This window comes from Sinorhizobium sp. P24N7, from assembly GCF_042436655.1.
Taxonomy (GTDB): Bacteria; Pseudomonadota; Alphaproteobacteria; order Rhizobiales; family Rhizobiaceae; genus Sinorhizobium; species Sinorhizobium meliloti_A.
This window is the reverse complement of record NZ_JBHMIW010000006.1, coordinates 202240-223905: the sequence shown is the minus strand read 5'-3', so window position 1 is coordinate 223905 and position 21666 is coordinate 202240. Positions and strand designations below refer to the sequence as shown.

The window sequence follows — 21666 nt, the reverse complement described above, 5'->3', positions numbered from 1 at the left end:
ATGCGCTGTCATTCTCCTTTCGCAAGTGAGCGGACGAAAAGCTCCGCCGTCGGCAGGAAGCGCTCTACCATGACGCCGACACCCCCGCCGTTCGGATGCATGCCGTCGTCGAGCTTAAGGCCAACCTCGGTCACGACGCCGTCGAGGAAGAAAGGGTAGAAGACGAGATTGTGTTCCTTTGCGAGGTCGGGATAGATCGGATTGAAGCGCGCCGCATAATCCGGCCCCATGTTCGGCGGCGCCATCATTCCTGCGAGCAGGACGGCGATGCCGCGCTCCTTGAGCCGTGTGACCATCGCCTGCAGATTCTTGCGCGTCTCTTCCGGCGGGATGCCGCGCAGCGCGTCGTTGGCGCCGAGCTCCAGGATTACGCCGTCTGTTCCGTCGGGGATCGACCAGTCGATGCGGGCAAGACCGCCGGAGGTGGTGTCGCCGGATACGCCGGCATTGGCGATCGTGACGGCGAGCCCCTTGTCCTTAAGGGCCTTTTCGAGGCGGGCGGGGAAGGCATCTTCCGGGGGAAGTTGGTAGCCGGCCATCAGGCTGTCGCCGAAGCCGACGAGGCTGACGGGCTCGGCGCGAGCCGCCGCCGATAACACGATTGTCATTGTCAGGCCGAATAAAATGGGCCGAAAGTCTTTTAATGCCATAGGCTCGTTCCTAAATCGGCGGACAATTGTTTGATGATCCGTATCAAATTTTCATATAGGGCTCTTTCGCGTGGCAAAAACCATCATCGAGTTGAAAAATGCGGATCTGACGCTGGGCGAAGCTGCGGCGTCCGTGCATGTGCTGAAGGGCGTAAGCCTCGCGATCGATGCCGGCGAATCGGTGGGCATCGTCGGCCCCTCGGGCTCGGGCAAATCGACTCTGCTCATGGTCATGGCTGGGCTGGAGCGGCTCGACGGCGGCGAAATCATCATTGACGGCACGGCGCTCCACCGCCTCGGCGAGGACGCAGTCGCCGATTTCCGCGGCCGCAATGTCGGCATCGTTTTCCAGTCCTTTCATCTCATCCCGAACATGACCGCGCTCGAGAACGTCGCGGTGCCGCTCGAGCTCGCGAATGTCCGCAATGCATTCGACATAGCGCGTAAGGAACTGATCGCCGTGGGGCTCGGCGAACGCCTGACGCACTACCCCGGGCAGCTTTCCGGCGGCGAACAGCAGCGCGTGGCGATCGCCCGGGCGCTCGCGCCCTCTCCGAAGCTGCTGATCGCCGACGAGCCGACGGGCAACCTCGACGCGGAGACCGGCCGACAGATCGCCGACCTCCTCTTTGCCGAACAGCGCGAGCGTGGCATGACGCTCGTTCTCGTCACGCATGATGCGGCGCTCGCCGGACGCTGCGAAAGACAGATACGCGTCCGCTCCGGTGAAATCGTCCCCGACGCTGAACGGCTCTCCGCCTCGGCCCGGCAGGGAGCCGTGTCCGCATGAGCGGGACGGTTGCCGTCCGGCGGCTGCTCCCCACGATTTCCCTGCGCCCTCTGCTCGCGCTGCGCCCGCTGTTCGCGCTTCGTCTGGCACTCCGGGAAATGCGCGGGGGGCTGAGGGGCTTCTATATTTTCCTCGCCTGCATCGCTCTCGGTACGGCCGCGATCGCCGGGGTCAACTCGCTGTCCCAGTCGATCAGCGAAACGATCGCCTCGCAAGGGCAGGAACTGCTCGCCGGCGACATCCGGTTCGAGCTCAACAATCGGGTGGCGACCGCGGACGAGCGTGCCTTCCTCCAGGGTCTCGGCGAGGTTTCGGTATCCGCCGGTCTTCGTTCCATGGCGCGGCTCCCGGACGGCTCCAACCAGGCGCTGGTGGAGCTCAAGGCCGTGGACGGCGCCTACCCGCTTTACGGCAAGCTCGAAAGCGAGCCGGCAAAGCCGCTCCCTGAATTGCTGGCGAAGGACGGCGAGGTGTTCGGCGCAGTCGCCGCACCGCTGCTTCTCGAGCGCCTCGGCATCTCGCCGGGCGCGGAAATTCTCATCGGCAATGCGCGTATTCGGGTCGGCGCGGTACTCGCCAGCGAACCCGACGCTCTTTCCGACGGCTTCGGTTTCGCGCCGCGGCTGATGATTTCCTCCGATGCGCTTGTCGCTTCCGGGCTCGTGCAGACCGGCAGCCTTGTCGAACACACCTACAAGGTCCGCCTGCCGGATCCCGCAGACGTGCCGCTCATTCGCGTGCAGGCCGAGACGCGCTTTCCCTCCGCCGGCTGGTCGATACGGACGAGCGGCAATGCCGCACCCTCCCTCAACGCAAACATCACGCGTTTCTCGCAATTCCTGACGCTCGTCGGGCTCACGGCGCTGATCGTCGGAGGCGTCGGGGTTGCCAACGCCGTGCGCTCCTATCTCGACGGCAAGCGCAGCGTCATCGCGACTTTCAAATGTCTCGGCGCTCCGGCGTCGCTGGTCGCGATGATCTACCTTGCGCAGATCCTGATGATCGCCCTCATCGGCATCGCGATCGGCCTCGTGCTCGGCGCCCTCATCCCCTTCGTGGCAGCGCAGTTCCTTGCCGGCCTGCTGCCCGTATCCACCGCATTCGTGCTCTATCCCTCGGCCCTGGGTCTTGCGGCGCTTTTCGGCCTTCTGACGGCGCTGACCTTCGCCATCCTGCCGCTCGGGCGGGCGCGCCGTGTGCCGGCGACTGCGCTTTTCCGGCAGCAGGGTTTCGAGCCGGCGGGCTTGCCTGCCCTGCCCTATCTCGCCGGCGCCTTCATCTGCCTGGCAGGACTTGCCGGGCTCGCGGTCTGGGCCGCCTATGACCGTTCCATTTCGCTGATCTTTCTTGGCGCGATCGCCTTTGCCTTCATCGTGCTGCGCGGGGTTTCGCTCCTCATATCCTGGCTGGCGCGGCGCAGCCCGCGCGTCAATTCGCCGGCGCTGAGACTGGCCATCGGCAACATTCACCGGCCGGGTGCCTTGACGCCGTCGGTGGTGCTGTCGCTCGGCCTCGGTCTCACTCTTCTGGTGACGCTGGCGCTCATCGACGGCAATCTGCGGCGCGAGCTCACCGGCGACATGGCCGAGCGCGCGCCCAACTTCTTCTTCGTCGACATCCAGGGCAGCGAGATCGAAGGCTTCCGCTCCGTGCTCGCGGGAGCTATGCCGGAGGGCAAGATCATCGAAGTGCCGATGCTGCGCGGGCGCATCGTCGCGCTCAACGGCGAGGATGTGAACAGCCGCAACGTTCCCCCCGGCGGCCAATGGGTGCTGCGCGGAGATCGCGGCATCACCTATGCCAAGAACAGGCCGGAAAATTCCAAACTCACCGAAGGCAGCTGGTGGCCCGAGGACTATGGCGGCGAGCCGCTCGTCTCCTTCTCGGCGGAGGAGGCCCGCGAGCTCGGGCTGAAGCTCGGCGATACGGTGACCGTCAACGTGCTCGGCCGCAACATCACGGCCCGGATCGCCAATTTCCGCGAGGTCGAGTGGGAGTCGCTGTCGATCAATTTCGTCATGGTCTTCTCGCCGAACACCTTCGCCGGCGCCCCGCATGCCTGGCTCGCGACCATCATCGATCCCGACGCTTCGGCCGAGGAGGAGGCGGCGGTATTGAAGAGGGTGACGAATGCCTACCCGACGATCACCAGCGTGCGCGTGAAGGACGCGCTCGACATCGTCAATACGCTGCTCGGGCAGCTTGCAACTGCGGTGCGCGCGGCCGCGGCGGTCGCGCTTGTCGCGTCTATCCTCGTGCTTGCCGGCGCACTTGCCGCCGGCAACCGTGCCCGCATCCACGATGCGGTGGTCCTGAAGACGCTCGGCGCGACGCGGGCGACCCTGATCCGCGCCTTCAGCTACGAATACGTCATTCTCGGCCTGGCGACTGCCGTCTTCGCGCTTTTCGCCGGCGGCGTTTCGGCCTGGTTCGTCGTCAGCCGCATCATGACCCTGCCGTCGAGCTTCCTGCCGGACGTTGCCGTCGGGACCATCGTTCTTGCGCTGGTCGTGACGGTCGGGATCGGCCTCGCCGGAACCTGGCGCGTCCTCGGGCAAAAGGCCGCTCCGGTGCTGCGGGAACTCTGATCCTGCCATGCCTGTCGCGCGATTTCGGCCATGACGGCCGAGTTAACCGTAAATCACTCCAGTTTGATGGTCCGGCGGGCCGACTTTGTGCGATTCCAAGCGCTTCGCCCTTGTGCATGACGGCGTTCACCATCATATTTGTCCACAGGCATGCTGGAGCCCCGCAGCGGCGCCTGGGCGCGCAAAGGAACGACAAGGTTCGCCGCCCGACACCGTAACTTCAACCGGGGCTTAAATGAGGAAACAATGGCTGATCTGAGAAACTACCAAACCCGAATGTCGCCCGCCGGCGCTCAGGCGGGTGCCGTGATCGACGAAGGCCTTCGCGCTTATATGCTGAAGGTCTACAACCTGATGGCCCTCGGCCTGGCGATCACCGGCGTGGCAGCTTACGGAACCTATGCGCTTGCCGCCTCTAATCCGGCATTCGCCCAGCTTATCTACGCTTCCCCCCTGAAGTGGGTCGTGATGTTGGCGCCCCTTGCGCTGGTGTTCTTCCTGAGCTTCCGCATCAATTCCATGAGCGTTTCCGCGGCGCAGACGACCTTCTGGGTCTATGCGGCGCTGATGGGCCTGTCCCTGTCGTCGATCTTCCTGGTCTTCACCGGCCAGAGCATCGTGCAGACGTTCTTCGTGACGGCTGCTTCGTTCGGCGCCCTGTCGCTTTACGGCTATACGACGAAGAAGGACCTTTCGGGCCTCGGATCGTTCCTGATCATGGGCCTCTTCGGCGTGATCATCGCATCCGTCGTCAACATCTTCCTTGCCTCTTCGGCACTCGGCTTCGCGATCTCGGTGATCGGCGTGCTCATCTTCGCCGGCCTGACCGCCTACGACACGCAGAAGCTCAAGGAAATGTACTTCGAAGGCGATGACGCCTTGGTCGCCGGCCGCAAGGCCATCATGGGTGCGCTGACGCTCTACCTCGACTTCATCAACCTGTTCATGTTCATGCTGCAGTTCCTTGGCAACAGGAACGAGTAGTAGCGAACCGGTGTGACGGAAAAGGCGGCTTCGGCCGCCTTTTTTGTTTGCCGGAGCCGGCCTTGATCGATCCGGCGCATCCATGCGAGACAGTACATCTCCAGCCATAATGCGCGAAGAATTCCATGACCGCCACGCTCCGCGACGCCGTTGCCGCCGACCTCCGCTCGATTACCGAGATCTATCGCGAGTCCGTCTTGAACGGGGTCGCGACCTATGAGGAGACGCCGCCATCCGAAGCCGAGATGGCGCTCCGCTTCTCCACGATCACCGGCAACGGCTACCCCTATGTGGTCGCGCTGGACGAGCGTGGCGCGGTTATCGGCTATGCCTATGCCTCCGCCTTCCGCAACCGAACCGCCTATCGGTTCCTGGTGGAGGATTCGATCTATCTTTCGCCGGAAGCACGGGGCAAGGGCATCGGCAAGGCGCTGCTTTCCGAACTGGTCGGGCGCTGTACGGCTCTCGGCTTCCGCCAGATGATAGCGGTAATCGGCGGGGTGCACCCCTCATCGATCGCCCTGCACCGGGCGCTCGGCTTCGAACTGCAGGGGCTGATGAAGGCAACCGGCTTCAAGCATGGCCGGTGGCTGGATACGGCCTTGATGCAGCGGCCGCTCGGACAAGGAACCGCAATGAAGCCCGCCGAGGGCGTCTATCCGGATACGCTTTATAGGAGCTGAGCCTGCGCAGGTGAGCTTCAAGCGTCAAATTCAGCGCCGAGCTCCCGTTCGGTGAGGATGCGGTCGATCAGACCCCACTCCAGAGCTTCTTCCGCCGTCATGAAACGGTCGCGATCCATCGCGCGCTCGAATTCTTCATATGTTCGCCCGCAATGCTCGGCATAAAGCCGCGTCATGCGGTGTTTGGTTCGCCTGATTTCCTCGGCATGGATGAGCATATCGGAGGCCTGTCCCTGAAAGCCGCCCGAAGGTTGATGGACGAGAATGTTTGCATTGGGCAGGGCGGTGCGCTCGCCCGCTTGGCCTGCCATCAGCAGGAACGAACCCATCGAACGGGCCGTTCCCATGCAAAGCGTATGCACGGGCGCCCGGATGTAACGCATCGTGTCGTACATCGCGAAGCCGCTGGTAACGACACCGCCGGGCGAGTTTATATAGAGTTGGATCGGTTTTCTGGGGCTTTCGGCTTCCAGGAACAACAACTGTGCGCAAACGAGAGCAGACACTGCATCGTTCACCTCGCCGTTCAGAAAGATTATTCGCTCCCGCAGCAGGCGGGAATAGATGTCGAATGAGCGCTCGCCACGGCTGGATTGCTCGACGACCATAGGGACGAGTTGCATCGCTTCGCGCATAGGCGAACTCCTGTCTGATGAGTTTGTTTTGGTAGAGTGAGACGTCAGGCGGCGCGCATCAGCCAAAGCCGGTTGCTGTTCGCCGCCGGCGGAGTTCGCGGAGCCAGCCGCTCATCCTCCAGCCCATGGATAATTCTCAGAATCATGCCGCCGTCATTGCTGGGCCTGACCTGAAACGCCACGAGGCTTTCGAGAAAGGGAGGTTCGTCGTCGCGCATTCTGTAGCGGATTTCCTTGCCCGGCGCCGTGGAGACAGGCTCGGCCCCAGTCAGTTCGCGCCTGGGCAGCCATCGCTCACGGAACTCAGGCATGCTGATTGCCCGCCACACCTTTTCAGGCGATTCATCGAGTTCGTATTCGAGCACCAGATTCCTTGCCTGCTCGTTCAGCTCCACATCGTTCATTGATCCATATCCCTCAGCAAGACCTTCAACGCATCGATCCGCGCCGGCCAGTAGGCGCGATATTTCGCCAGCCATCCGGCAACGAGCGCCAGCCCCTCCGGGTCGACCTCGTAGTTCACGAAGCGCCCCTGCCGCTCCTCCCGCACCAGCTTTGCATTACGCAACACGTGGAGATGTTGGGACATGGCCGGCTGGCTGATGTCCATTCCGTCGCGCAAGGCACTGGCGTTCATGCTTCCGCTCGCCAGCTTCTCGAAGATTGCACGGCGTGTCGGGTCGGCGAGCGCTTTGAATATGTCGTTCTCAGTCATGACGTCAGATAAGCATACACTTATCTGATTCGCAACACGGATGGCACGCTTCGATGCAAGCGATTTGCCGCCGCCAACCGATTCAGGGATAAACCCGCATGCGGGGAGAGGGGACCGAGGCGAAGCGCTGCCGCTTGTCCTTTCGCCCCGTCTGCGCGGAGAAGGTGCCGGCAGGCGGATGAGGGGAAGCTCCGAGTGATATGTCGTCAGGTTTTGACGAGCTTCAGCACCTTGTCGAAGGCCTTGAGCACCTGGGCGAGCTCGTGGCCCCGCTTCAATATCGTCCCGTGAGCGTTGAGCACGCTGAAGGCGCCCTGTTTCGCGGCGAGCTTCGGGTTTTTCTCGATGCGGTAGAGAGGCACTTCTCCGGCGCGCTTGAACACTGAAAAAACGGCCCGGTCCCTCAGGTGGTCGATCGCATAGTCGCGCCACTCCCCTTCGCCCACCATACGGCCGTAGACCTTGAGGATCAGGTCGAGTTCGCGGCGATGGAAGGTGACGGGCGGGGGGTTCTTGGCTTGCTTGTATTCGTGAAGATCGACGACCACGTCGGAGGTGGTCTGGCCGTAGTGACGTGCTTCGCCTCGCGGCAAATCCGTTTCATCAGTCATCGGCATTTCGGCCTTCTAATGTGACAGGACCACGACAGTGTGCCTCACACGATCGGAAAAGCAAGCCGGAAGCTGTTGATCAATGTCAGCAATTCTTGGGGCTGCCGCAATTCAGTCAAAACGCCGCCCCAATTCGCCGCAACACTCCGACCGCTGCCGGACAGAGTCGTTGCCACCGTATGTCCGGCCAGCCGTCATGCTGCGGGAGGTTCTCGAACGCAGACATGGCTGGTTCGGTCCGGTAACTTCGAACCCTCAGCCCCAGCCCCTCGATGCTGCCGGGCCGAACCATCCCCTGTTCCGCCGCAAGCGATGCGGAACGTTTCCTGTCATCAGAGCTTTCCCTGCGGCCCCGCGAGAACCGTTGCGGCGCCGATGATGGCTCCCGGCGTTTCCTTGTCCTTCATCGATTGCAGCAGCACCGCGCAACCGCTATTGCCCTGGCCTTCGAACAGGACGGAGGCCGGCAGCGTGAACTCCGCGGGCTTGCCCTCCCACATGCCGATGGTCTGGATGTCGCGCACCGCATGCCAATACGCGATCTCCTTGCCGCTGTTCTCGCCCTTCTCGACCTTGACCACCCTTGCCCGGTCGAAATAGACGACGACGACATTCGCCCTGCCTTTGCCGGCACCGACCTTGATCGAGATTTCATCGCCGCCGATCGAGGCGGCGATCTGCACCGACAGGCCCTTGCCCTTCTCGTCCATCAAGGCAAGCCGGTTCCTGATGGCCGGCAGGTCCGCGCCGTTGGCGTGGTCGCGCCCGTTCAGGATCGCCTGCGGCGTATAGACGCCGTAGCGGCCGAGCATCCGCGCATAGGCATATTGCCGCTCGGTATTTTCCTTGGAAGCGAGCGTGTCCGCCCATCCGAGATAGTTCCAATAGTCGACATGATAGGCGAGCGCGACGACCTCGCCTTCATCGACGAGCTTCTTGAGCGCCGCGTCCGCCGGGGGACAGGAGGAGCAGCCCTGGCTGGTGAAGAGTTCGACGACGCCCTTGAGCGCCCCGTCCTTGACCGCTCCATCCTTGACCGCTCCATCCTTGACCGGCCCGCTCTCGGCCGCCCTGCCGTCATCCGCTGCGGAAGCTCCGCAGAACGCACCAAGCAGCCCGATCGCCAGGGCGAGACGTCGGATTGTTGGTGTGCAGGCGGATATCATGGCGTCTTTGTTCGTGCTCGTTAGAGCACTTCCGGGAAAATATGGAATGTTTCCATCCGGAAGTGCGTCGCTTCAACGCGTTTGCCGCGCGGGGAGACCCCTACATACGACGGGTATTCTTCAACGAAAAGTCACGTTGGAGTGACTGCCACAAAGCCGTGCAAAACGCTGTGGACCGGACAATAAAAAGCCGGGGCGTCGATGTGGACGCCCCGGCCTTTCTGTTCATACGTCGCCGATCAGGCGGCGAGATCGCGCAGAACCGTCTGCAGGATGCCGCCATTGTTGACGTAGGTGACCTCGTCGAGCGTATCGATGCGGCAAATGAGCGGGACCTCCTTCACCGAGCCGTCGCCATAGGTGATCTTCGCCACGCGCTTCTCGCGCGGCTGGACGTTGGCGAGATTCTCGATCGTCACGACTTCGTCGCCCTTGAGAGCCAGCGATTCCCAGGTCGTGCCTTCCTCGAAGACGAAGGGTACGACGCCCATGCCGACCAGGTTCGAACGATGGATGCGTTCGAAGGACTGGGCAATCACGGCCTTGACGCCTAGGAGGTTGGTGCCCTTGGCCGCCCAGTCACGCGAAGAGCCGTTGCCGTATTCGACGCCGGCGAAGATGACGAGCGGAACGCCCTCCTCCTTGTACTGCATGGCCGCGTCATAGATCGACATCTCCTCCTTGGAGGGATAGTGGATCGTATAACCGCCTTCCTTGCCGTTCGGGCCGAGCATGTGGTTGCGGATGCGGATATTGGCGAAGGTGCCGCGCATCATCACCTCATGATTACCGCGGCGCGTGCCGTACTGGTTGAAGTCGGCAATCCCGACGCCGTGCTCGAGCAGATAGGCGCCGGCAGGCGAGGCCGCCTTGATCGAACCGGCCGGGGAAATGTGGTCGGTGGTGATCTTGTCACCGAAGAGACCGAGGACACGGGCGTTCTTGATGTCGGAAATGCCGGCGCCCTTCTTGCCCATGCCGACGAAATAGGGCGGGTTCTGGACGTAGGTGGACCCCTCGTCCCAGGCATAGGTCTGGCCGGCCGGAACCTGGACGGCCTGCCAGTTGGCGTCGCCCTTGAACACGTCCGCATATTTGGTCGCGTAGAGCTCCCGGGTGACGTATTTGAAGATGAAGTCCTGGATCTCCTGCGAAGTCGGCCAGATGTCCCTCAGGTAGATGGGCTGCCCGTTCTGGTCTTCGCCGATCGGCTCCTTCGTCAGGTCCTTCTGGACGGAACCCGCCAGCGCATAGGCGACGACGAGCGGCGGCGAGGCGAGATAGTTCGCCTGTACGTCCGGCGAGATGCGGCCTTCGAAGTTGCGGTTGCCGGAAAGCACGCCAGCGGCGATCAGACCCTTGTCGTTGATCGTCTTGGAGATCTCCGTCGGCAGCGGGCCGGAATTGCCGATGCAGGTTGTGCAGCCGAAGCCGACCAGATTGAAGCCGAGCTTGTCGAGGTCTGTCTGGAGGCCGGATTTCGACAGGTACTCGGCGACGACCTGCGATCCGGGCGCCAGCGACGTCTTGACCCAGGGCTTCGTCTTCAGGCCCTTGGCGACCGCCTTGCGGGCAAGCAGGCCGGCGGCGATCAGCACCGAGGGGTTCGAGGTATTGGTGCAGGAGGTTATCGCGGCGATCGCGACGTCGCCATGACCGAGATCGTAGTCGGTGCCCTCGACCGCGTAGCGGTTGGCGAGCTGGCCGGGCTTCTTGTAGTCGTTGTCGAGCGCCGCCGCGAAGCCGGAGGCGATGTTCTCGAGCGCGATGCGGCCCTCGGGGCGCTTGGGGCCGGCCATCGACGGCACGACGTCGCCGAGGTCGAGTTCCAGCGTGTCGGTGAAGACGAGCTCGGAACCATCCCCTTCCCGCCACATGCCTTGGGCCTTGGAATAGGCTTCGACCAGCGCGATGCGGCTCTCTTCACGACCCGAGATGGTGAGATAGTTGATCGTTTCGGCATCGACCGGGAAGAAGCCGCAGGTGGCGCCGTATTCCGGGCCCATATTGCCGATCGTCGCGCGATCCGCGAGCGTCATGTTGTCGAGGCCGGAGCCGAAGAATTCGACGAACTTGGAGACGACGCCCTTCTTGCGCAGCATCTGCACGACGGTAAGCACGAGGTCGGTCGCGGTCACGCCTTCCTTGAGCCTGCCGGTGAGCTTGAAGCCGATGACTTCCGGCAGGAGCATGGAAACCGGCTGGCCGAGCATCGCCGCTTCGGCTTCGATGCCGCCAACGCCCCAGCCGAGCACGCCCAGCCCATTGATCATCGTCGTGTGGCTGTCCGTGCCGACGCAGGTATCCGGATAGGCGGTGACTTCGCCGTCCTCTTCCCTGGTCCAGACGGCCTGGCCCAGATATTCGAGATTGACCTGGTGACAGATGCCGGTGCCGGGCGGCACGACGCGGAAGTTCTTGAAGGCCTGCTGGCCCCATTTGAGGAAGCGGTAGCGCTCGCCGTTGCGCTGGTATTCAAGCTCGACATTGCGGGCAAAGGCGGTCGGCGTGCCGAATTCGTCGACGATCACCGAGTGGTCGATGACGAGATCGACGGGAACGAGCGGATTGATCTTTTCCGGGTCGCCGCCGAGCGAAACCATCGCGTCGCGCATTGCCGCGAGGTCGACGACGGCCGGAACGCCGGTGAAGTCCTGCATCAGCACGCGCGCCGGGCGATAGGCGATCTCGTTCTCGGCCGTGCCCTTGTCGCCGAGCCATGCGGCGATGTTTTCGATGTCCTTCTTGGTGACCAAGCGTCCATCTTCATTGCGCAACAGGTTTTCCAGCAGAACCTTCATCGAATAGGGAAGCTTCGAGATGCCGGCGAGGCCGTTCGCCTCCGCCTTCGGCAGGCTGTAGTAGACATAGTCCACGCCGTTGACCGTGAGCGTGGAGCGACAATTGAAGCTGTCTAGGGATTTGGACACTGGATGATACCCCGTTCCGTCTGATCGCCAAAAACTGACGTACGAACGCCCGAGCACCTGTGAGGCGCGAAGTGGGATGCGGGTACGGTCATTTCCGCTGTCCGTACGTGGAAGCTCGTTCCATGTTCGGCGCTAGGATGAAATTCACGCCGACCGCTGGCGTGTTGGCCGCCTTATAGATAATTTCTCCAAATCGTGCCAGACCAACCAAGGTTCAATCGGAACTTTTTTTGCTCCGCGAAAAGACACGTCAAGGGAAGCTGGAAATTCATGCGCCTCATGGCTGAAGGTTTGAGTGCGAGGCGCGGCGAGGACCTGATTTTCAACGATATTTCGTTCGCGCTGGCTGCCGGCGAGGCGCTTGTGGTAACGGGTCCGAACGGTGCCGGCAAGTCGACCCTCCTGCGCGTCCTGGCGGGGCTCCTCGAGCCGGAATCGGGCCGCGTCCGGCTGGAGGACGGCCCATCGGGATACGAACATCCGCGCGAACTCAGCCACTATCTCGGCCACCGCAACGCGATGAAGCGCGAGCTGACGGTGGAGGAAAACCTCACCTTCTGGCAACGCTTCCTTGGCGATTCGCCGGGCGGCTCCGGCATCGGCCTCGTCGAAGCGGCGGAGGCAGTGGGGCTCGCCGACATCATTCATCTGCCCTTCGGCTATCTTTCCGCCGGCCAGCAGCGGCGCATGGCCATGGCGAAGCTCATTGTCGCCTTCCGGCCCATCTGGCTTCTCGACGAGCCGACGGCGGCGCTCGACGTCAGCGCCGACAGGCTTTTTGCCGGACTGGTCGCCGCCCATCTCGCCCGCGGCGGCGTCGTCGTCGCGGCCACCCACCAGCCGCTTGGATTCGCGGGGGCGAAAAGCCTTGAAATGACGGGATTCGTCCATTGATCGCGCTCTACTTCCGGGATCTCAAGCTTTCGGTGCGCGCCGGCGGCGGCGCGATGATCGGCGTGCTTTTCTTCATGACGGTCGTCGCGGTCATCCCCTTCGGCGTCGGCCCCGATCTGAACCTGCTCGCCCGCATCGGCCCGGCGATCCTCTGGATCGGCGCGCTGCTCGCGTCGCTGCTCGGCCTCGACAGGCTCTTTCAGGCGGAGCGCGAGGACGGTTCGCTCGACCTCATCATGATGCAGGAGACGCCCTTGCTCCTGGCCGTTCTCGTCAAGTGCGCCGCTCATTGGACCGCCACCGGCCTGCCGCTGGTGATCGCCTCGCCCTTTCTCGGACTGTTCATGAACATGGACGAAGGCGCCATCGGAGCCACCATGGTCACCCTGCTCGCGGGGACGCCGGCGATAACCTTCATCGGCGCGGTCGGCGCTGCTGTCGCGGTGGCGCTGCCGCGCGGCGGGCTGCTCGTCTCGATCCTCGTCTTGCCGCTTGCCATACCGGTGCTCATCTTCGGCGTCAGCGCGGTCTATGCGGCGATCGAGGATCCGGCCCCGTTTCTGCCGCCTTTCATGATATTGATGGCGATAACCCTGTTCTTCGCGGTGATCGGACCAGTGGCGGCCGCGGCGGCACTCAGGCACTCGGCCGACTGAGGAGACCCGGCACCTTAGGATGAATTGCGGAAGCCGGCCTTCCGCGTTAAAGAACCGTCATGAGTGAAAACAGCCTGGCCATACGGAAATTCAGCGATCTCGCCAACCCTACCCGGTTCCTGGCGCTGACGGATCGCGTGCTGCCCTGGCTTGCTGCTCTCACGCTGCTCGTCTTTGCGGCCGGGCTCTGGCTCTCCTTCACCACCGAGGGCGACTACCAGCAGGGCGAGACGGTGCGCATCATGTATGTGCATGTGCCTTCGGCCTGGCTTTCCATGATGTGCTACACGGTCATGGCGATCTCCGCTCTCGGCACGCTCGTCTGGCGTCATCCGCTCGCCGACGTCTCGGCAAGAGCCGCAGCGCCGATCGGCGCCTGCTTCACCTTTCTGGCTCTCGTCACCGGCTCGCTCTGGGGCAAGCCGATGTGGGGCACCTGGTGGGTCTGGGATGCGCGGCTGACCTCGGTCTTCGTGCTCTTCCTCATGTATCTAGGGCTGATCGCGCTGAACCGCGCCATGGATGAGCCGAGCCGATCGGCGCGCGTCTCGGCCGTGCTTATCCTCGTCGGTTTCGTCAACATCCCGATCATCAAGTTCTCGGTCGAATGGTGGAACACGCTGCATCAGCCTGCAAGCGTCATGCGCCTCGACGGGCCGACGATCGATCCGGAGTTCCTGCGGCCGCTCATCGTCATGGCGATCGCCTTCACGCTCCTGTTCTTCACCCTGCATATCGCCGCCATGCGCAACGAGATCTGGCGCCGTCGCGTGGCCTCGCTCAGACGCCAGGCGGCGCGCAATGCCGGCCGGGAGCAGCTTACGCCATGATGAGTCATGCCGCCTATGTCATTGCCAGCTACGCGGTTGCCGCCGCCACCGTAGCCGGACTCATCCTCTGGGTCCTCACCGACGGCCGCGCCCGCAGGCGCGAATTGCAGCAGCTCGAGGCCGCCGGGATCCGCCGCCGCTCCGCGGAACTGCCGGCCGGAGGGGGCAAATGACGAACGCTGAGACGCCGCAGGACGAGCGCAGGCCCGGAGCCCTCCGCTATCTCATGGCGGCGCTTCCGCTCCTCATCTTCGCGGTGCTCGCACTCATCTTCTGGAGCCAGTTGAACTCCGGCAGGGACGTCAGCGAAATCCCCTCGGCGCTGATCGGCACCAAGGCGCCGATGCTCGCCATGCCGCCGCTCGAAGGGGCTGCAACGCCATCGGGCGAACCCATGCCGGCTCTCGACGACACGGCGGTCAAGGGCAAGCTCACGCTCGTCAATGTCTGGGCCTCCTGGTGCGTGCCCTGTCGGCAGGAGCATCCGATCATTCTTGAGCTGTCGAAAGACCCGCGCCTCACCGTCGTCGGCATCAACTACAAGGACCGGAATGAAAACGCGCTGCGCTTCCTCGGCGAACTCGGCAACCCTTTCTCTGCAATCGGCGTCGATCCGAACGGAAAGGCGGCGATAGACTGGGGCGTCTACGGCATCCCGGAATCCTTCCTCGTCGCCGCCGACGGCACGATCCTCTACAAGCGTGCCGGCCCCTTCGACGAAAAGAGCCTCAGGGAAGGGCTGCTGCCGGCGATCGAGAAGGCGCTTGCGGGCTCGTAGGCCGCGACTGCCCCTCATCCGGCCTGCCGGCCACCTTCTCCACGCAAGCGGGGCGAAGGAGACACGCGGCGCCTCCTGAACCATCACTTCCCTTCGAAGGAGCGGCTAAACCCCCGCCTGCCAAGCCTTCACCGCATCGAGCGGCCAGACCAGCATCAGCACGTTGAGCGTCAGGTTGTCGCGCACCATATAGCCGGTGAAGAGTTCGAAAACGATGGCGATCGCGACCGTGGCTGCGACCGGCAGCCGCAAGGCGATGAGAAAGCCGACAGCCATGGCGAGCGTATCCATGGCCGAATTCAGGATGCTGTCGCCGAAATAATCGAGCGAGATCGTCGCGGCCCGGTAACGGTTGATCACCACCGGCGTGTTCTCGACGATCTCCCAGGCGGACTCGATCACGGTCGCGAGAAGCAGGCGGGCGCTCCAGGGTTTGCCGCGCATGAGAAGGTGACCGAGGCCGTAGAAGAGGAAGCCGTGGATGACATGGGACGGCGTGTACCAGTCGGAAAGGTGCTGGGAGTTGCCGCTGGATTTGACCACGCCTTCCCAGAGCTTGATGTAGCCGCATTCGCAGATCCATAACCGCCCCATCAGGTGCTGCACGAGGACCTGGATTGCCAGCACGCCGAGGCAGGCAAGCAACCAGAGCGCCGCTCGTCGCTGCTGGTCCTGCGAGGCGGCCGCGATCGTCACTCCGCGCTATCCTGTTCGAGCGAATGCTTCATGATCAGCGGCATCTGGGCGAGCGTGAAGAGGATGGTGATCGGCATGGTGCCCCAGACCTTGAAAGCCACCCAGAAGTCCGTCGAGAAGGAGCGCCAGATCACCTCGTTGAGCACGGCGAGAAACAGGAAGAACACGCCCCAGCGGATCGTCAGCTTCCGCCATCCCTCCTCGTCCAGCTTGAAGGCGGCGTGGAAGACGTAGCCGAGCAGCGATTTGCCGAAGAGGAGGCCGCCGAGCAGGATCGCGCCGAAGAGCGTGTTGACGATGGTCGGCTTCATCTTGATGAAGGTGTCGTTCTGCAGCCAGAGCGTCAGCGCGCCGAAGACGAAGACGACGATGCCGGAGACGAGCGGCATCATCGGCAGCGTGCGGGTCATGATCCAGGAAGCAATCAGCGCCGCCGCCGTTGCCGCCATGAACAGGCCGGTCGCGATGAAGATCGGCCCGCCGAGCTCGGCCAGCGCGGGAAAACGGCCAGCCAGCCACTCGCCCCGCGAATTGGCGAAGAAGAAGACCATCAGGGGGCCGAGTTCCAGCACGAGCTTGAGCAGCGGGCTTACCTCTGTCTTCGGCTTGGCGGCCTCGATCGTCGACATGTGCGGATCCTGTTCTGTCATCTTCTGCCGCTCATAGCATCAGGATTGCGGCAAAACCATATCAACCGCGGTTTTGGCGCAAACCTCCGCTTGGTCAAGGAGCAGCAACGCCGGCGATCGCCTCGGCGAAGTCCTTGGCTTCGAACGGTTCGAGGTCGTCGATCCCTTCGCCGACGCCGATGAAGTAAACCGGCAGCTTGTGCTTGGCGGAGATCGCCACCAGAATGCCGCCGCGTGCGGTGCCGTCGAGCTTGGTCATGATCAAGCCGCTGACGCCGGCGACGTTGCGGAATATTTCGACCTGCTGCAGGGCGTTCTGCCCTGTCGTCGCGTCGAGCGTCTGCAGCACCGTATGCGGCGCGTCCGGATCGAGTTTTCCGAGAACGCGCACGATCTTTTCGAGCTCCGCCATCAGTTCGGCCTTGTTCTGCAGCCGTCCGGCGGTGTCGATGATCAGCACGTCCGCCTTCTGCTCGCGGGCACGCTGGAACGCCTCGTAGGCAAGCCCGGCCGCATCGGCGCCGAGCTTCGAGGAGACGATTTCGGATTTCGTCCGTTCGGCCCAGATCTTCAGCTGCTCGATCGCCGCCGCCCGGAAAGTATCGCCGGCGGCCAGCATGACCTTAAGTCCCGCGCCGGAAAGCTTTGCCGCAAGCTTGCCGATCGTCGTCGTCTTGCCGGTTCCGTTGACGCCGACGACGAGGATCACGTGCGGCTTGTGGCTGAGATCGAGTTCCAGCGGCTTGGCGACGGGCGCCAGCACCTTGGTGATCTCGCCGGCCATGATGCGCGAAACGTCCTCGCCGGACACATCCTTGCCATAGCGCTCCGAGGCGAGCGTGTCGGTGACGCGCATCGCCGTTTCGACGCCGAGGTCCGCCTGGATCAGCAGGTCCTCGAGGTCCTGCAGCGTCGCCTCGTCGAGCTTGCGCTTGGTGAAGAGGCTGGCGATCTGGCCGGTGAGTTGCGACGAGGTGCGCGCAAGGCCCAGGCGAAGGCGCTGGTACCAGTTGAGCTTGGCTGGCGGGGCGGGCGCTTCTTCCCTGGGGCGCCTCTCGGCGGCGGCAAAGCCTTTGGGAAGGCTGGGTGCGAGGGGCTCGGATGGAGGCTCACCCCCCTCTGCCCTCCCCGGCATCTCCCCCTCGAGGGGGAGGATTGGGAGAGGCACGCTCTCGTCCTCCGACGCTGCCGTTTCATCTGCCGAAGAGCCTGCGCCTTCCGCACGGTCTTCTGCGTCAATCTCCGCCTCTTCGACGTCGGCGGCGGCGGCGGCTTCGCGCTCCTCCTGCTCTCCACCCTTGCGGGGGAGATGTCCCGAAGGGACAGAGGCGGGTGCCGAGAGCTCGTCGACAGTCGTTGGGTGTTCGGAAGGCGGCTCACCCTCCTCTGCCCTGCCGGGCACCTCCCCCGCAAGGGGGGAGATCGGATGCGGGACGCTCTCGCCCTGCTCCACAGTGTTTTCATCTGCGGTGGCAGCAGTGCTTACTGGCTCTTCCTCACGCGTGGTTTCGGTCGTTGGCGTGTCTGGCGCGAAGGAAACATCGCGATCGTCCGTGCTAGCTTCCGTTGCGGCGGCTGCACTACGATCTTCCTCGACCGGTGCCTGGGTCCCGCCCTGTTCTCCCGAAGGGACAGGGGGGTTTACCGCGACCTCATCGACAGCGGCCGTCTCCTGCGGCGGCGCCGGTTTCTCTTCGACGGCATCCTTGCCGAAGGAGAAGATCTTCTTGATGAAACCAATCGCCATGGGAATGTCCGCTGTCAGGCCGCAGCCATCTGTTTGCGCTCGATCGTCAGATGCTTGCCATTGTGGCCGGTGATTCCGACCGCCACAAGCGACCGCGGCTCAAGGCCGGCCGCATCCACGAGCGTGAAGTTTTCCGTATGGGCCAGACCGTTCATTTCCACAAGGATCGTCTGGCTGCTGCCGATCATGCCCTGGAGGTGGCCCGCATGAAGCTCCGCCCCCTTCGCACGCAGGCGCGCGGCACGCTCCTTGACAAGCGCGCGGTCGAGTTGCGGCATGCGGGCGGCCGGGGTGCCGGGGCGCGGGCTATAGGGGAAGACGTGAAGATGCGCAATGCCGCAATCCTCGGCGAGCCGCATGGCGTTCTCGAACATCGGCTCGGTCTCGGTCGGAAATCCGGCGATCATGTCCGCACCTAAGCTGATCGCGGGGCGCAGGCGCCGGACCTCGTCGCAGAAGGCGCGCGCATCGGCGCTCGAATGCCGCCGCTTCATGCGCTTCAGGATCAGGTCGTCGCCGTGCTGCAGCGAAAGATGCAGATGCGGCATGAAGCGCGGCTCCTCGGCGATGAGGTCGAGGAGGTGGCCGTCCGCCTCGATGCTGTCGATGGAGGAAAGCCGCAGGCGGAGGATTTCCGGCACCTGTTTCAGCAGGGTCTTCCCGAGAAGCCCGAGGGTCGGCGTTCCGGGCAGATCGGCGCCGTAGCTCGTGGCGTCGACCCCGGTCAGAACGATCTCGCGATAGCCGCTTTCGGCAAGGCGTCTCGCCTGGTCGACGACGGCGCCCATCGGCACGGAGCGCGAATTGCCGCGGCCATAGGGAATGATGCAGAAGGTGCAGCGGTGGTCGCAGCCGTTCTGCACCTGGATGAAGGCGCGCACGTGCCCGTCTATGTGCTTCACCATCTGCGGCGCGGTGGCGCGCACGCTCATGATGTCGTTGACACGGAGTTTCTCTTCGGCCGAGACGCCGAAATCCGGCAGCGAGCGATAGGAGGCGCTGGCGAGCTTCTCCTCGTTGCCGAGCACCGCGTCCACCTCTGCCATTTCGGCGAAGGCTTCCTTCTCGGTCTGGGCGGCGCAGCCGGTGACGATGATCCGGGCGTGCGGATTTTCGCGGCGCGCGCGGCGGATCGCCTGTCGGGCCTGGCGCACGGCCTCGGCGGTGACGGCGCAGGTATTGACGAGGATGGCGTTGTTCAGCCCCGCCTTTTCGGCCTCCGCCCGCATCACTTCCGACTCATAGGTGTTTAGCCGGCAGCCGAAGGTTATGACCTCGACCCCGCTCAAAGGGCTCTCGCTCCGTTGTCGCCGCTCTCCGGCTCATTGCGTGCAAAGATGCCGGTGACGGGATCGACGGTGCCGGACCATTCCCATTCGGCCGGCCCCGTCATGATGACGTGGTCGTCGCGCTCGCGCCATTCGATCTTGAGCGGACCGCCGGGCACGTTCACGGTAACCATCCGCTCCGTCCGGCCGGTTCTCGTACCGCTGACGGCGGCGGCACAGGCGGCCGAGCCGCAGGCAAGCGTCAGGCCGGCCCCGCGCTCCCAGGTCCGCAGGTCCATCTCCTGGCGGGAGCGGATGCGCGCGATGGAGATATTGGCGCGCTCGGGGAAGATCGGATGGTTCTCGAGGAGTGGTCCGAACCGGTCGAGCTCGTAGCTCCACACATCGTTCTCGACCCAGAAGATCGCATGCGGATTGCCCATGGATGCGACCGAGGGAGAGTGCAGCACGGGCGCATCGATCGGCCCGATCTGCAGCTCGATGCGCCGCGTGTCGTGGAATTCCTCCGCGAGCGGGATCTGGTCCCAGCCGAAACGGGGCTTGCCCATATCGACCGAGATCGTGCCGTCGTCGTGTTCCTTGGCTTCGAGAAGGCCCGCGACCGTATGGAAGAGGAAGGCTTTCCTGCCGGTCTCGGCCGCAAGCGCCTGGACGACGCAGCGGGTGCCGTTGCCGCAGGCCTGGGCCATCGACCCGTCGGAATTGACGATGTCGATCCAGGCATCGGTCCCGGCAGACTTCGGGTCGTGAATTGCCATGATCTGGTCGAACTCGGTCGCCGGGTCGGCATTGAGCGCGATCGCCGCCTGCGGCGTCACGCGGTCCTTGCGCCCGCGCATGTCGACCACCAGGATCTTGTTTCCAAGCCCGTTCATCCTGGCAAATTGCACCTGATCGGCCATGTCGCGACTGTCCAAACCCTGGCCCCCGCTTCGGAGGCGCCCTTCATTCGGGCTGTATATGGCGGAAAAGCCCGGAAATTACCAGTGCCGGCGTCATTCCCGTGCCGTCGGCGGGAGCGGGACGTCGAAGACTTCCCCCGGTCGCAGCGCCCGGAAACGGTTTCGATCGATACCGTGCTTGGCGAGCGCAGTCTCCAGCGCCCGGAGCGGCTCCTCGACCCCCTCGTTGGTCAACCGGAAGGTGCCCCAATGGTGACCCGCCGCGTATTCGGCGCCGCATGCGACCATGCCTAGGACCGCCTCTTCCGGATTCTGGTGCTGAGAGGCCATGAACCAGCGTGGCTCGTAGCTGCCGAAGGGCAGGTTGGCGAGGCGGAAGCATCCGTGTTTTTCGCGCGCCGCACGATAATTGATGCCGTCGTGAAAACCTGTGTCGCCGACATGATAGATCTTGCCGGCCGGCGTCTCGATGACGAAGGCGGCCCAGAGCGCCATGCGCCGGTCGTTCGAGCGGCGAGCCGACCAATGGTGGCATGGCTCCGCATGGATGACGACGCCATCACCGAGGTCGAGCCGGTCGCCCCAGTCGACGACGGAAATCTCGGCACCCGCGACGGCGCGGCGAATGATCGTGTCGTTGCCGAGCGGCGTTACGAGATGCGGCGCGTGCTTGGTGTGGAGCGAGCCGAGCGTGGCGAGATCGAGGTGGTCGTAGTGGTTATGGGTGACGAGCACGATATCGATCCGCGGCAGGTCGTCCATGAGAATGCCTGGCGGGTTGCGGCGGCGGGGTCCGGCAAACGTAAAGGGGCTGGCGCGATGCGACCAGACCGGGTCGGTCAGGATGTTGAGGCCCGCGACCTGGATCAGCAGCGTTGCGTGACCCACCATGGTGACGCGCAGCCGCTCGCCGTCGACACTGATATCCGGCCTCGCCTGCGGAAAGGGGCTGTCATAGTGGCGCGGCCATTGCTCGCGTCCACCGCCGGACTGCCAGCGCAGGAGGTCGGCGAAGCCGCGCGGCGGTGTGCCGCCCGGATTGTAGAAGCGAATGCCGTCGAAGTGGTCCGAAACGGGCCCGCTATAGTAGGGATTGCCGCTTTTCTTCATCACTGCCTCGGTTGAGGGACACCTGCAGAGAAATAGGCGCATTTGCCGCCGGATCACAGGGCTCGGGCAGGAGCGGCCGACAATTTCCTGATGATGCGACCGGACGGAGGTGTGGTCCTGCTCGCGTGTGGGAGTATAGGTGGAGCCCGAGCGCAGCGTCTCCGCGGTCGATCCTTGACTTTTCTCCCGGTTTCCTGTTTATCGCGGCGAATTCCTTCGCAAGTGATGACTTCCGAAGCCACCGACCGGGCCCCGCAAAGGTATAAAGAGAGCCCGGAGGTCAACACCCGACAGCGCGCTGCGCCCTCGGGTGGTTTTTGGCTTTGCGCCTTGTTTTCCGCGCGAAGGGACCCACGTTTCCGGACGAGCCGATCTATCGCAAT

At 63.8% G+C, this 21666-nt stretch carries 22 protein-coding genes; 9 read left to right on the top strand and 13 right to left on the bottom strand.

All coding sequences use genetic code 11. The features are described from left to right. Window positions 1-8: 8 nt before the first annotated feature. Entirely contained in the window at window positions 9-650 is a 642-nt protein-coding gene (locus ACFHWW_RS12460) for an arylesterase (protein ID WP_379938460.1), read from the bottom strand. 70 nt (window positions 651-720) lie between these two features. On the opposite strand from ACFHWW_RS12460, the gene ACFHWW_RS12455 reads away from it, so the two are divergent. The 4 genes from ACFHWW_RS12455 (at window position 721) to ACFHWW_RS12440 (ending at window position 5695) form a co-directional block, all read left to right on the top strand. Beyond that, window positions 721-1440, top strand: a complete 720-nt coding sequence (locus ACFHWW_RS12455) for an ABC transporter ATP-binding protein (protein WP_018097386.1) — start codon at window positions 721-723, stop codon at window positions 1438-1440. Further along, window positions 1437-4028: an ABC transporter permease gene (locus ACFHWW_RS12450; protein WP_100672712.1), complete on the top strand. Its 2592-nt coding sequence runs from the start codon at window positions 1437-1439 to the stop codon at window positions 4026-4028. Before ACFHWW_RS12455 ends, ACFHWW_RS12450 begins: the two co-directional genes overlap by 4 nt. A gap of 246 nt (window positions 4029-4274) precedes the next feature. Next, a complete protein-coding gene (locus tag ACFHWW_RS12445) occupies window positions 4275-5012 on the top strand; it encodes a Bax inhibitor-1/YccA family protein (protein WP_100672711.1) in 738 nt (245 codons plus the stop codon). A 125-nt stretch (window positions 5013-5137) separates the two neighbouring features. Then, window positions 5138-5695, top strand: a complete 558-nt coding sequence (locus ACFHWW_RS12440) for a GNAT family N-acetyltransferase (protein WP_379938457.1) — start codon at window positions 5138-5140, stop codon at window positions 5693-5695. A 17-nt stretch (window positions 5696-5712) separates the two neighbouring features. Here the strand turns inward: ACFHWW_RS12440 and ACFHWW_RS12435 are convergent, their stop codons facing one another. The 6 genes from ACFHWW_RS12435 to acnA form a co-directional block, all read right to left on the bottom strand. Next, window positions 5713-6330 carry an ATP-dependent Clp protease proteolytic subunit gene (locus ACFHWW_RS12435; RefSeq protein ID WP_338283719.1) on the bottom strand — a complete coding sequence of 206 codons (618 nt, stop codon included), beginning with the start codon at window positions 6328-6330 and terminating at the stop codon, window positions 5713-5715. A 44-nt stretch (window positions 6331-6374) separates the two neighbouring features. Then, window positions 6375-6734 (bottom strand): SRPBCC domain-containing protein, encoded by a 360-nt coding sequence (locus ACFHWW_RS12430; RefSeq protein WP_379938455.1) that lies wholly within the window; start codon window positions 6732-6734, stop codon window positions 6375-6377. Further along, window positions 6731-7045, bottom strand: coding sequence for a helix-turn-helix transcriptional regulator (locus ACFHWW_RS12425; RefSeq protein WP_100672707.1), 315 nt, complete (start codon window positions 7043-7045; stop codon window positions 6731-6733). Before ACFHWW_RS12425 ends, ACFHWW_RS12430 begins: the two co-directional genes overlap by 4 nt. A gap of 206 nt (window positions 7046-7251) precedes the next feature. Continuing rightward, a complete protein-coding gene (locus tag ACFHWW_RS12420) occupies window positions 7252-7662 on the bottom strand; it encodes a DUF2794 domain-containing protein (protein WP_018097393.1) in 411 nt (136 codons plus the stop codon). Window positions 7663-7988: 326 nt separating this feature from the next. Continuing rightward, window positions 7989-8822 carry a DUF1223 domain-containing protein gene (locus ACFHWW_RS12415; protein ID WP_379938451.1) on the bottom strand — a complete coding sequence of 278 codons (834 nt, stop codon included), beginning with the start codon at window positions 8820-8822 and terminating at the stop codon, window positions 7989-7991. 239 nt (window positions 8823-9061) lie between these two features. Beyond that, a complete protein-coding gene (acnA, locus tag ACFHWW_RS12410; RefSeq protein ID WP_379938449.1) occupies window positions 9062-11752 on the bottom strand; it encodes an aconitate hydratase AcnA in 2691 nt (896 codons plus the stop codon). Window positions 11753-12022: 270 nt separating this feature from the next. Here acnA and ccmA point away from each other — a divergent pair, with 270 nt between their 5' ends. The 5 genes from ccmA to ACFHWW_RS12385 are packed head-to-tail and all read left to right on the top strand — an operon-like array spanning window position 12023 to window position 14910. After that, complete coding sequence (ccmA, locus tag ACFHWW_RS12405) at window positions 12023-12646, top strand: heme ABC exporter ATP-binding protein CcmA (RefSeq protein ID WP_338283716.1); 624 nt, start codon at window positions 12023-12025, stop codon at window positions 12644-12646. Continuing rightward, window positions 12643-13302, top strand: coding sequence for a heme exporter protein CcmB (gene ccmB, locus ACFHWW_RS12400; protein ID WP_338283715.1), 660 nt, complete (start codon window positions 12643-12645; stop codon window positions 13300-13302). The genes ccmA and ccmB overlap by 4 nt, the downstream gene beginning before the upstream one ends. A 59-nt stretch (window positions 13303-13361) precedes the next feature. Beyond that, window positions 13362-14132, top strand: coding sequence for a heme ABC transporter permease (locus ACFHWW_RS12395; protein ID WP_379938447.1), 771 nt, complete (start codon window positions 13362-13364; stop codon window positions 14130-14132). Beyond that, complete coding sequence (gene ccmD, locus ACFHWW_RS12390; protein ID WP_018097399.1) at window positions 14129-14305, top strand: heme exporter protein CcmD; 177 nt, start codon at window positions 14129-14131, stop codon at window positions 14303-14305. Before ACFHWW_RS12395 ends, ccmD begins: the two co-directional genes overlap by 4 nt. Then, window positions 14302-14910 (top strand): DsbE family thiol:disulfide interchange protein, encoded by a 609-nt coding sequence (locus ACFHWW_RS12385; protein WP_324762509.1) that lies wholly within the window; start codon window positions 14302-14304, stop codon window positions 14908-14910. Before ccmD ends, ACFHWW_RS12385 begins: the two co-directional genes overlap by 4 nt. A 105-nt stretch (window positions 14911-15015) precedes the next feature. Here ACFHWW_RS12385 and ACFHWW_RS12380 read toward each other — a convergent pair whose 3' ends face one another. The 6 genes from ACFHWW_RS12380 to ACFHWW_RS12355 form a co-directional block, all read right to left on the bottom strand. Next, window positions 15016-15606 (bottom strand): DUF2585 domain-containing protein, encoded by a 591-nt coding sequence (locus tag ACFHWW_RS12380; RefSeq protein ID WP_275597154.1) that lies wholly within the window; start codon window positions 15604-15606, stop codon window positions 15016-15018. Next, on the bottom strand, window positions 15603-16235 hold the full coding sequence (locus tag ACFHWW_RS12375) for a septation protein A (RefSeq protein ID WP_010970512.1): 633 nt from the start codon (window positions 16233-16235) through the stop codon (window positions 15603-15605). The genes ACFHWW_RS12380 and ACFHWW_RS12375 overlap by 4 nt, the downstream gene beginning before the upstream one ends. A 94-nt stretch (window positions 16236-16329) precedes the next feature. Then, window positions 16330-17982, bottom strand: coding sequence for a signal recognition particle-docking protein FtsY (gene ftsY / locus ACFHWW_RS12370; protein WP_379938444.1), 1653 nt, complete (start codon window positions 17980-17982; stop codon window positions 16330-16332). A gap of 14 nt (window positions 17983-17996) precedes the next feature. Continuing rightward, window positions 17997-19271, bottom strand: coding sequence for a tRNA (N(6)-L-threonylcarbamoyladenosine(37)-C(2))-methylthiotransferase MtaB (gene mtaB, locus ACFHWW_RS12365; RefSeq protein WP_379938442.1), 1275 nt, complete (start codon window positions 19269-19271; stop codon window positions 17997-17999). Then, window positions 19268-20173 carry a diaminopimelate epimerase gene (gene dapF / locus ACFHWW_RS12360; protein WP_379938440.1) on the bottom strand — a complete coding sequence of 302 codons (906 nt, stop codon included), beginning with the start codon at window positions 20171-20173 and terminating at the stop codon, window positions 19268-19270. The genes mtaB and dapF overlap by 4 nt, the downstream gene beginning before the upstream one ends. A gap of 93 nt (window positions 20174-20266) precedes the next feature. Continuing rightward, the gene (locus ACFHWW_RS12355; RefSeq protein ID WP_379938438.1) at window positions 20267-21283 is read right to left on the bottom strand and encodes an MBL fold metallo-hydrolase; all 1017 of its coding nucleotides are present in this window, start codon (window positions 21281-21283) and stop codon (window positions 20267-20269) included. Window positions 21284-21666: the final 383 nt, after the last annotated feature.